The 9,640-nt window shown below is 73.3% G+C and carries 8 protein-coding genes; 4 read left to right on the plus strand and 4 right to left on the minus strand.

Annotated elements, in window-relative coordinates:
• Positions 1-39: 39 nt before the first annotated feature.
• Together rsmH and mraZ are read right to left on the minus strand one after the other, a co-directional pair.
• Positions 40-1,017 (minus strand): 16S rRNA (cytosine(1402)-N(4))-methyltransferase RsmH, encoded by a 978-nt coding sequence (gene rsmH, locus BGM09_RS21035; protein ID WP_188283212.1) that lies wholly within the window; start codon positions 1,015-1,017, stop codon positions 40-42.
• Positions 1,018-1,235: 218 nt separating this feature from the next.
• Positions 1,236-1,667 carry a division/cell wall cluster transcriptional repressor MraZ gene (gene mraZ, locus BGM09_RS21040; protein ID WP_188283213.1) on the minus strand — a complete coding sequence of 144 codons (432 nt, stop codon included), beginning with the start codon at positions 1,665-1,667 and terminating at the stop codon, positions 1,236-1,238.
• Positions 1,668-1,935: 268 nt separating this feature from the next.
• Between mraZ and BGM09_RS21045 the strand changes: the two genes are divergently transcribed.
• From BGM09_RS21045 to BGM09_RS21060, 4 genes are all read left to right on the plus strand, one after another.
• Positions 1,936-2,499 carry a beta-class carbonic anhydrase gene (locus tag BGM09_RS21045; RefSeq protein ID WP_188283214.1) on the plus strand — a complete coding sequence of 188 codons (564 nt, stop codon included), beginning with the start codon at positions 1,936-1,938 and terminating at the stop codon, positions 2,497-2,499.
• Positions 2,500-2,651: 152 nt separating this feature from the next.
• On the plus strand, positions 2,652-3,674 hold the full coding sequence (locus BGM09_RS21050; protein ID WP_188283215.1) for an AAA family ATPase: 1,023 nt from the start codon (positions 2,652-2,654) through the stop codon (positions 3,672-3,674).
• The gene (locus tag BGM09_RS21055; protein WP_188283216.1) at positions 3,674-5,173 is read left to right on the plus strand and encodes a DUF58 domain-containing protein; all 1,500 of its coding nucleotides are present in this window, start codon (positions 3,674-3,676) and stop codon (positions 5,171-5,173) included. The genes BGM09_RS21050 and BGM09_RS21055 overlap by 1 nt, the downstream gene beginning before the upstream one ends.
• Positions 5,170-7,569 carry a DUF3488 and DUF4129 domain-containing transglutaminase family protein gene (locus BGM09_RS21060; protein WP_188283217.1) on the plus strand — a complete coding sequence of 800 codons (2,400 nt, stop codon included), beginning with the start codon at positions 5,170-5,172 and terminating at the stop codon, positions 7,567-7,569. The genes BGM09_RS21055 and BGM09_RS21060 overlap by 4 nt, the downstream gene beginning before the upstream one ends.
• A 298-nt stretch (positions 7,570-7,867) precedes the next feature.
• Here BGM09_RS21060 and BGM09_RS21065 read toward each other — a convergent pair whose 3' ends face one another.
• On the minus strand, positions 7,868-8,296 hold the full coding sequence (locus tag BGM09_RS21065; protein WP_188283218.1) for a DUF3040 domain-containing protein: 429 nt from the start codon (positions 8,294-8,296) through the stop codon (positions 7,868-7,870).
• A gap of 247 nt (positions 8,297-8,543) precedes the next feature.
• Positions 8,544-9,314: a methyltransferase domain-containing protein gene (locus BGM09_RS21070; RefSeq protein WP_188283219.1), complete on the minus strand. Its 771-nt coding sequence runs from the start codon at positions 9,312-9,314 to the stop codon at positions 8,544-8,546.
• Positions 9,315-9,640 lie beyond the last annotated feature (326 nt).

The raw sequence follows: 9,640 nt of genomic DNA on the forward strand, positions 1-9,640 counted from the left end.
CGCCGGGGGGCCGCCGCCGGTCCCCCGGCCGGTCCTGGCTCACCGCGCGTCCTCGCGAATCCGCTCGGCGCCGCGCAGCCGGGCGGGCGCGGCCCGCCGGTTCTCGGCGATCTCGTCCTCGGTGGGCAGTTCCGCGCCGCGGGTGAGCAGCTTCAGCCGGGGCTGGTACTGCTCGGGCACCACCGGCAGGCCGGGCGGCGCGGTCGTGGCGGCCCCGGCCGCGAGGACCTGCTTGACCAGCCGGTCCTCCAGCGACTGGTACGACAGCACGGCGATCCGGCCGCCGACCGCGAGCGCCGCGACGGCCGCGGGGACCGCGCGCTCCAGCACCGACAGCTCGCCGTTGACCTCGATCCGCAGCGCCTGGAAGGTCCGCTTGGCCGGGTTGCCGCCGGTGCGCATCGCGGCCTGCGGCAGCGCCGTACGGATCAGCTCCACCAGGCGCGCACTGTTGCCGAACGGCTCCCGTTCCCGCTCGCGCACCACCGCGTCCACGATCTTGCGGGCGAATTTCTCCTCGCCGTACGCGCGCAGGATGCGCACCAGGTCGCCCGGCGGATACGTGTTGAGCACCTCGGCGGCGCTGATCCCGGTGGTCTGGTCCATCCGCATGTCCAGCGGCGCGTCCCGCGCGTACGCGAAGCCGCGGCCGGCCTCGTCGAGCTGCATGGAGGAGACGCCGAGGTCGAACAGGACGCCCTGGACGCGGGCGATGCCGAGCCGGTCGAGGACGTCGGGCAGTTCGTCGTAGACCGCGTGCACGAGGGCGGCGCGGTCGCCGAAGGGCGCGAGGCGTTCGGCGGAGAGCTTCAGCGCCTCGGTGTCGCGGTCCAGCGCGACCAGCCGGGCGGCGGGGAAGGTGCTGAGCAGCGCCTCGCTGTGACCGCCGAGGCCGAGGGTGGCGTCCACGACGACCGCGCCCGGCTCGGCGAGCGCGGGGGCCAGCAGGTCCAGGCAGCGCCGGAGCATGACCGGCACATGGCGCGGCTCGGGCCGCGCGGGGGTGGTGTCGCTCATGGGGCCCTTCTCAGCGGTGCTTGTGCGGTACGGGGGACGTAGAACCGGGTCCCCGCCCGCTCGAAGAGAAACGTTCCCCTGGCACCGGGGAAGTGGTGCCAGCGGAGCGGCGGAGCGGGAGGAGGCCGGGCCGTACGTCCGCGGCGGTGGTAGGGAATGGAGGGGGCGCGCGTGGTGTGCGCGGAGGTGCGCCGGGGCGCGGTCCGGTCGGGCCGCGCTCACAGTAATCCGGGCGGAACCTCCTCGGACAGGGCCGAAAAGGTGTCTTCCTGGGCCGCGAGGTAGCCCTCCCAGGCGGTCGCGGACCAGATCTCCACCCGGCTGCCCGCGCCGATCACCGCGCAGTCCCTGACCAGCCCGGCGTAGGCGCGCAGCGGCTGCGGCACCGTGACCCGGCCCTGCTTGTCGGGGACCTCGTCATGCGCCCCGGCGAACAGCACGCGCAGGTAGTCCCGCGCGCCCTTCGAGGTCAGCGGGGCGTCGGACAGGCTTCTGGTGGCGGCCTTGAAGCCGTCGACCGACCACACGCACAGGCAGCGTTCCTGCCCCTTGGCGATCACCAGTCCGTCGGCGAACCGCTCGCGGAACCTGGCGGGCAGCACCAGCCGGTTCTTGTCGTCGAGCCGCGGGGTGTACGTCCCGAGGAACATGCACACCTCCAGCAGACAGCACCACTTCGCGCCACTTTACTCCACCGGCCCCCACGGTCAACGCAGAGCGGAGCCGGGCGCGTCACCTCCCGCGCGGCGTCCGCGTCACCCCCCGTGTCACCTCGTGTCACCCCTTTCCGGTGGGTCCCGGAGGGCGTGTGGGCTACCTCACACATCGCGGAATTGCCGATGCTTATCCTTTTTGAGCCGAAATTTCGTGGGAACTCACAGCAGGTGGAACGGCACCCGGAGCCGTACCGTCAGAGACATGTCGATATCTGCCAGTGGTTCCCCAGCGCCGACCGACGTCACCGGCCGCTCCGGAGACACCGCCACCGCGTCCGTTACCGACCGGCTCGTCGAAGCCAACCAGCGCTACGCCGAGGCGTTCCAGGACCCCGGCATGGACGCCAGGCCCGTTCTGAAGGTCGCCGTCGTGGCCTGCATGGACGCCCGCATCGACCTGCACCGGGCGCTCGGCCTCGAACTGGGCGACTGCCACACCATCCGCAACGCGGGCGGCGTGGTCACCGACGACACCATCCGCTCCCTCAGCATCAGCCAGCGCGCCCTGGGCACCCGCTCGGTCGTACTGATCCACCACACCACCTGCGGCCTGCAGAGCATCACCGAGGACTTCCGTACCGAACTGGAAAGGGAGGTCGGCCAGCGGCCGACCTGGTCGGTGGAGGCGTTCACCGATATCGACCAGGATGTCCGGCAGTCGATGAACCGGGTGCGCACCTCGCCCTTCCTCGCGCACACCGACGACGTGCGCGGGTTCGTCTTCGACGTGCACACTGGTCTACTGCGGGAAATCACGAACAAGTAACGGCAGGCGAGTGACGTGGGGTGCCCCGTAAGGGAAGAATGCATCATGCGGCACCGCGCTGCCTCGCCCGGAGCGAGCACGAGCGGCGCGCAAGTGGGGTGGGCCGGTCCAGGGATGACCGTGTCCCGAGGAACATGGCCTAGGAGTACCGGGTGACGACCTTTGACGCACGAGCAAGCCTGAGCGATCTGACGACGACCGCTGACCGGGTGCGCCGCAGTGTGGAGAACGTGATCGAGGGCAAGCCCGAAGTCGTCCGCATCGCGCTGACGGTGCTGCTCGCCGAGGGACATCTGCTGATCGAGGACGTGCCGGGTGTCGGTAAGACGATGCTGTCCAAGGCCCTGGCACGTTCGATCGACTGTTCGGTGCGGCGCATCCAGTTCACACCCGATCTGCTGCCGTCCGACATCACCGGAGTGAGCGTCTTCGACCAGCAGCGGCGGGACTTCGAGTTCAAGCCGGGCGCGATCTTCGCGCAGATCGTGGTCGGCGACGAGATCAACCGCGCCTCGCCCAAGACCCAGTCGGCGCTGCTGGAGTCGATGGAGGAGCGGCAGGTCACCGTGGACGGCACCACGTACGAACTGCCGAGCCCCTTCATGGTGATCGCCACCCAGAACCCGGTGGAGATGGAGGGCACCTATCCGCTGCCCGAGGCGCAGCGGGACCGGTTCACCGCCCGGGTCTCGATCGGCTACCCCAGCCCGGACGCCGAGTTGAAGATGCTCGACGTGCACGGCGGTGTCTCGCCGCTCGACGACCTCCAGCCCGTCGCGCACGCCCACGAGATCGTCAAACTCGTCGAGGCCGTACGGATGGTGCATGTCTCGGAGCCGGTGCGGCGGTACGCGGTGACGCTGGTCGGCGCCACCCGCAACCACCCCGATCTGCGGCTCGGCGCCTCGCCGCGCGCGACCTTGCACCTGGTGCGGGCCGCCAGGGCCTCCGCGGCGCTGGACGGCCGGGACTACGTGCTGCCCGACGACGTGCAGGGCCTGGCCTCCTCCGTGCTGGCGCACCGCCTGCTGCCCACCGCGCAGGCGCAGTTGAACCGGCGCACCCCGGAACAGGTGGTCGCCGAGATCGTGCAGCGCGTCCCGGTGCCCGACCCGGCGGCCGGTGGCTGGCCGCAGAAGCCGTCCGCCCGCCCGCAGGGCCTTCGGGGCCTGTGATGGCCACGCCCGGCGCCGGGACCCCGCCGCCGACCCGACCGCCGCAACCCCCGCCGCGCGGCCCGGCGCAGGGCGGCCCGCCGGGCGCCGCGGGACCGCAGCGGGCGAGCGGCGGATTCCGTACCGCGCTCGGCGGACTCACCACCCGCGGCCGGTCCTTCGTCGCGGCCGGGGTCGCCGCCGGGATATGCGCCTACGTGCTCGGCCAGCCCGACCTGCTGCGGGTCGGGCTGCTGCTGGCGATCCTGCCGCTGGTCTGCGTCGCCGTCCTCTACCGCACCCGCTACCGGGTCGCGGGCAGCAGGCGGCTCGCCCCCTCGCGGGTGCCGGCCATGTCGGAGTCCCGCGTGCACCTGCGGGTCGACAACGTCTCGCGCATCCCCACCGGACTGCTGATGCTCCAGGACCGGGTGCCGTACGTGCTCGGCCCGCGCCCGCGTTTCGTGCTGGACCGGGTGGAGCCCGGCGGGCACCGCGAGGTGTCCTACCGGGTCCGCTCCGACCTGCGGGGCCGCTACCCGCTCGGCCCGCTGCAACTGCGGCTGACCGACCCCTTCGGCATGTGCGAACTGACCCGGTCCTTCAGCGCGTTCGACACGCTCACCGTGGTGCCGCGGGTCGAGGCGCTGCCGCCGGTACGCCTGGCCGGTGAGGCCAACGGCTACGGCGAGAGCCGCACCCGCGCGCTGGCCTTCACCGGCGAGGACGACGTCATCCCGCGCGGCTACCGGCACGGCGACGACCTGCGCCGGGTGCACTGGCGCTCCACCGCCAAGTACGGCGAGCTGATGGTGCGCCGCGAGGAGCAGCCGCACCGCGCGCGCTGCACCGTCCTGCTGGACACCCGGCGCTCCGCCTACTACGGCGCGGGCCCCGACTCGGCGTTCGAGTGGGCGGTCTCGGCCGCCGCCTCGGTCTCCACCCACATGCTGGAACGCGGCTTCGCGGTACGGCTGCTGACCGACACCGGCAGCAGCGTGCCCGGTCCCGAGGGCACCGGCGGATACGTCGGCGATTCGTCGGACATGGCGGGCGTCCTGCTGGACACCCTCGCCGTGGTCGACCACTGCGACGACCTGGCGCAGTCGCCCGACTCCGGCCGTGACGGCGCGCACAGCGACGGCCTGTCCCGCGCCTACGAGGCGCTGCGGTCCAGCCACGAGGGCCTGCTCGTGGCTCTCCTCGGCGATCTGGACGAGGAGCAGGCGGCCAACGTCGGCCGGATGCGGCAACGGGCGGGCGGCGCCATCGCGTTCGTCCTGGACAGCGACGACTGGACGGCCCGCGAGCCGGGCGCCCGGCCGGAACCCCCGGCGGAGCACGGCGCGCTGGAGACCGGCGCCGAGGACGACGGCACCCCGGCACCGCTGCGGATGCTCCGCGAGGCGGGCTGGACGGTGCTGTCGGTACGCGCCGGGGACTCGCTGCCGGAACTGTGGCAGCGGGCCGACCGTTACCGCTCACGCGAGGAACAGCGAGAGGCAGGGGCCACAACATGAGCGGACGTGCCCGGCTGACGGTGTGTGCGGCGGCCGCCTCCGTGATGGCCGCCTGCTCGCTGCTGCCGCTGGCCACCCCCGCGGGCTGGATGTTCCAGGCCGTGCTCTTCGTGGCACTCCAGTCCGGGGTCGGCGCGCTGGCCCGACGGGTGCCGCTGGCCCGGCCGTTGACCGTCCTCGCGCAGGCCGTGGTCTCGCTGCTCGTGCTGACCGTGATGTTCGCGCCGCACCAGGCACTGGGCGGTGTCATCCCCGGTCCCAACGCCTTCGTCCAGCTCAGCGACCTGGTACGGGACGGGCTGACCGACGTCAGTCAGTTCGCCATCCCGGCGCCGGTCACCCCGGGCATCAGGATGCTGCTGGTCGGCGGTGTGCTGGTGGTCGCGCTCGCGGTGGACGCGCTGGCCGTCACGTACAACAGCGCGGCCCCCGCGGGACTCCCGCTGCTGGCGCTGTACTCGGTGGCCGCGGGGCTGTCCAACGGCGGTGCGCAGTGGCTGTACTTCGTGGTCGCCGCCGCCGGTTACCTGCTGCTGCTCCTGGCCGAGGGCCGGGACCGGCTCTCGCGCTGGGGCCGGGTGTTCGGCGGCGGTCCGCCGGCCAACGGCTGGGGCGGCTCCGCCAACCCGGCCTCCGGCAGCCGGGCGCTGGCCCCGGTGCGCACCGGCCGCAGGATCGGCGTGATGGCCCTGGGCCTGGCCCTGGTCGCGCCCGCCGTGCTGCCGTCGCTGGGCAGCGGTCTGCTGGACACCTCGGGCACCGGTACGGGACCGGGGCGCGGCGGCACGATCTCCGCGGTCAACCCGGTGGTGGCCCTCCAGGACAACCTCAACCAGCAGGACAACCGCGAAGTCCTCACGTACAAGACCAACTCCACCGATCTGTCCAGCATGTACCTGCGGATCGTGGCGCTCGACCAGTTCGACGGCACGCAGTGGCAGCCGTCGAAGCGGAAGATCGAGGACATCCCGTCGGTGCTGCCGCAGCCCGCGGGCATGGCCTCCGACGTGAAGTACTCCAAGGTCCAGACGACGGTGAAGGTCGACGACGGCTACGCGCAGGGCTGGCTGCCGATGCCCTTCCCCGCGCTGGGCGTCGACGTGTCGGGGCACTGGCGGTTCGAGCCCGAGGGCCGGACGATCATCGGCGACCGCGGGCAGAACACCTCGGGTCTGACGTACTCGGTGACGAGCATGCAGGTGCAGCCGACGGCCGCGCAGCTCGCCGCCGCGCCCCCGGCCACCGGCCGGGTCGCCGAGGAGTACACCAAGGTGCCCGGCTCGCTGCCGAAGGTGGTCGCGGAGACCGCGCAGCAGGTGACGGAGTCGGCGAACAACGACTACGAGAAGGCGCTGGCACTCCAGCGGTACTTCACCTCGGGCGCGTTCGTCTACAACACCAAGGCGCAGTCGGGCACCGGCGTGGACGCCATAGCGCGGTTCCTGCGCACCAAGGAAGGCTTCTGCATCCACTTCGCCTTCACCATGGCGGCGATGGCCCGCACGCTGCACATCCCGGCGCGGGTGGCGGTCGGCTTCACCCCCGGCTCGCAGCAGGGCTCGGACGGCACGATGTCGGTGGGCCTCAAGGACGCGCACGCCTGGCCCGAGCTGTACTTCGAGGGCATCGGCTGGACCCGCTTCGAGCCGACCCCGTACCGGGGCACGGCCCCCTCGTACACCCAGACCACGACGCCCTCGGGCACCAACGAGCCCGCCGACCAGGGGCAGCACGGCACGGCGACGACGCCGACCCCGACGCCCTCGGCGAGCGCGAGCTGCGGGAGCGACAACCGGGCGCAGGGCTCCTGCGACAACACGGCGGTGGCCGCTTCCGGCGGCTCCGGCGGCGGGTTCGGCGGCGGCAGGCTCGCCGTCCTCACGCTGCTGGCGCTGCTGGTGCTGGCCGTACCGCTGCTGCCCATGCTCTGGCGGCGCCGACAGCGCTCCAGACGGCTCGGCGGCGGACGGGACAAGGCCGAAGGGCTCGCCCTGTCCGCCTGGCGCGAGGTGGTCGACACCGGCTGGGACTACGGCGTTCCGCCGGACGACTCCGAGACCCCGCGGCGGGCGATGGCCCGGCTCGTCCAGGACGGTGGTCTGACCGGCCAGGCCGCGGTCTCCGCGGGCGCCCTGGCCACGGCGGTGGAGCAGGTGCTCTATGCGCCCAGGCCCCAGCCGGTCACCGGGCTGGCCGCCGATGTGCGGCACGTCCGCGAGGGCCTTCACGCGGCGGCCGGCCGCCGCGACCGCCTGCGGGCGGTGCTTGTGCCGCGTTCCTCCGCCCGGGTGATCTGGCACCTTTCGGATCGGTGGTCCGCGGTCACCGTTCGCCTCTCCGAGGCCGGGCAGCGCCTTGTCGCTCCGCTGAGGAGGCGCCTGACCCGCCAGGCGTAAGCCCCCACCGCGTGGGTGGGGCCCCGCCCCTCCGGGGGTGCGCTGTCCGCGCGGGACGGGCCCCGTCAGGGGCGTGACGAACCGCGTGCGCTCAGCCGAAGCGTTCCCGCAGGTCACCGCCCGCCCCGGCGGGACGGTTCGGTTGTCGCCGGACCGTCCCGCCGGTGGGGGCTGGTCGCGCGGTTCCTCCCCCAGCCTTCGGCCGGGAGGTGCCCCCAGCGCCCCTAAAAAAGATCGGCGCACCGTCGGGAGGGTGCGGGACCCTCGGACGGTGCGCCGTACTGGCGGAAGTGACCCTCTAGCGGCCACCCTGCTGGTCGTCGCGGCGGCGCTGCCACCGCTCCTCGATCCGGTCCATGACCTTGCCCCGCTTGGCCTGATTGCGGCGGCTGAGCCGCCGGCCGGGTGTGCCGGGGGCGCCGGGAGCCCCGGCGGCGGGCGCCGCCTCGCCCGGCTTGCCCGCCTTGCGCCAGCCGGTGACGGCCAGCACCGCACAGGCCAGCATGACCAGGAAGCCCACGACACTGATCCAGGGCTGCTTGGCGATCATGCCGCCCATGAGCAGCGCGATACCGACCAGGAAGCCCGCCACCGACTGGTAGACACGCCGCCTGGTGTACGTGCGCAGCCCACTTCCCTCAAGCGCCGACGCGAACTTGGGATCTTCGGCGTACAGCGCTCGCTCCATCTGCTCGAGCATGCGCTGCTCGTGCTCCGAGAGCGGCACGGAGTCCTCCTACTCGTCGGTCGCAGGGGGGCGACCGGTCCGACCCTTTCAGGATAGGCAGGGATTCGCCCCCATGAAACCCGCCCCACTACGCCAATCCGACGGGGGCTTCATTCCCCGTCCGCCGTTACGTCATGCCAGCATACGGTCAGCAATGGCGGTACGGGGGGCCTGTGACCGACTACTCCGGCCGGTGGCGGGGGCGGGTGAAGCGGAAGGGGTCCTTCCGGGGGTCTCGCGGGGTCCGTCAGCCGCGCTCGCCGAGGACGTGGAGCTGGGTGGCCACCGAGTGGAATCCGGGCTCCTCCGCCGCTGCCAGCTCCAGCCGCAGCAGCGCCTCCAGGGCGCCCGGCTCGGTGTCGACCAGGACGCCGGGGACGAGGTCGGCGAAGACCCTGATGCCGTGCACGGCGGCGGCCCGCAGGCCCGCGTCGGTGACCAGCCGGGTGAGCTGGTCCGCGGTGTAGCGACGGGGCAGCGAATCGCCGTCGCCCCATCGGCCGTCCGGGTCACCGAGGGCGTGCTGGGCCTCCGCGAAGTGCCCTGCGAGGGCGCGGGCCAGTACGGCGCCGCCGCGGCCCGCCGCGAGCAGGCTGAGGGCGCCGGAGGGCCGGAGCGCTCCGACCACGTTGCGCACGGCCTCCGCCGGGTCGTCCACGTACTCCAGGACGCCGTGGCACAGCACCATGTCCCAGCTCGCGCGGGGCACGATGTCGGGCAGGCCGTGGGTGTCGCCCTGGACGGCGCTGATCCGGTCGGTGACCCCGGCCTCGGCGGCGCGCCGCTCCAGTGCGAAGAGCGCGTCGGGGCTGGGGTCGACGACGGTGACGCGGTGGCCGAGCCGGGCGACGGGCACCGCGAAGTTGCCGGTGCCGCCGCCGGTGTCCAGGACGTCGAGGGCCGCCGTGTCCGCGGTCTTGGCCCGCCGTTCGAGAGCGTCCTTGAGGACCTCCCACACCACGGCGGTACGCAGACTGGCACGGGGGCGCATCGGGTCCACCCCTCCTTGACGGGACATGGCGCGCGGCTCCTCGCAGGGGCTGGTCACATCGGGCGGCTCCACTCTAGAGCCCCCGGCCGAGGCGGGGCCGCCGCGCGCGCGGGCGGGTGTCGGTCCGGCGCTCCGCGGTCCGTGGCCCGGTGTTGGGGCCGCCGCGCGCGCGGGCGGGTGTCAGTTGGCGCGTTCGCGGGGTGGCTCCGCGGCCGCGGGGGCAGGGATCAGGGGCGGCTTGCCCGCGAGCGCGGGCTGGAGGAGCAGCATGCGCTCCACCAGGCGCAGGAACATGGTCGCGGCGCGCAGCAGGTCGTCGGCGTCGCGCGGGCCCGCCGCTCCGGCTATGCCGG

This window comes from Streptomyces sp. CBMA29 (assembly GCF_014596445.1).
In the GTDB taxonomy this organism is placed as follows: domain Bacteria; phylum Actinomycetota; class Actinomycetes; order Streptomycetales; family Streptomycetaceae; genus Actinacidiphila.

What these genes read in the sequence shown, in the direction of transcription:
- BGM09_RS21070 (WP_188283219.1), bottom strand. Translation starts at nt 9,314, where the DNA reads ATGTCCCGTCAAGGAGGGGTGGACCCGATGCGCCCCCGTGCCAGTCTG.
- BGM09_RS21055 (WP_188283216.1), top strand. Translation starts at nt 3,674, where the DNA reads ATGGCCACGCCCGGCGCCGGGACCCCGCCGCCGACCCGACCGCCGCAA.
- mraZ (WP_188283213.1), bottom strand. Translation starts at nt 1,667, where the DNA reads ATGTTCCTCGGGACGTACACCCCGCGGCTCGACGACAAGAACCGGCTG.
- BGM09_RS21060 (WP_188283217.1), top strand. Translation starts at nt 5,170, where the DNA reads ATGAGCGGACGTGCCCGGCTGACGGTGTGTGCGGCGGCCGCCTCCGTG.
- BGM09_RS21045 (WP_188283214.1), top strand. Translation starts at nt 1,936, where the DNA reads ATGTCGATATCTGCCAGTGGTTCCCCAGCGCCGACCGACGTCACCGGC.
- rsmH (WP_188283212.1), bottom strand. Translation starts at nt 1,017, where the DNA reads ATGAGCGACACCACCCCCGCGCGGCCCGAGCCGCGCCATGTGCCGGTC.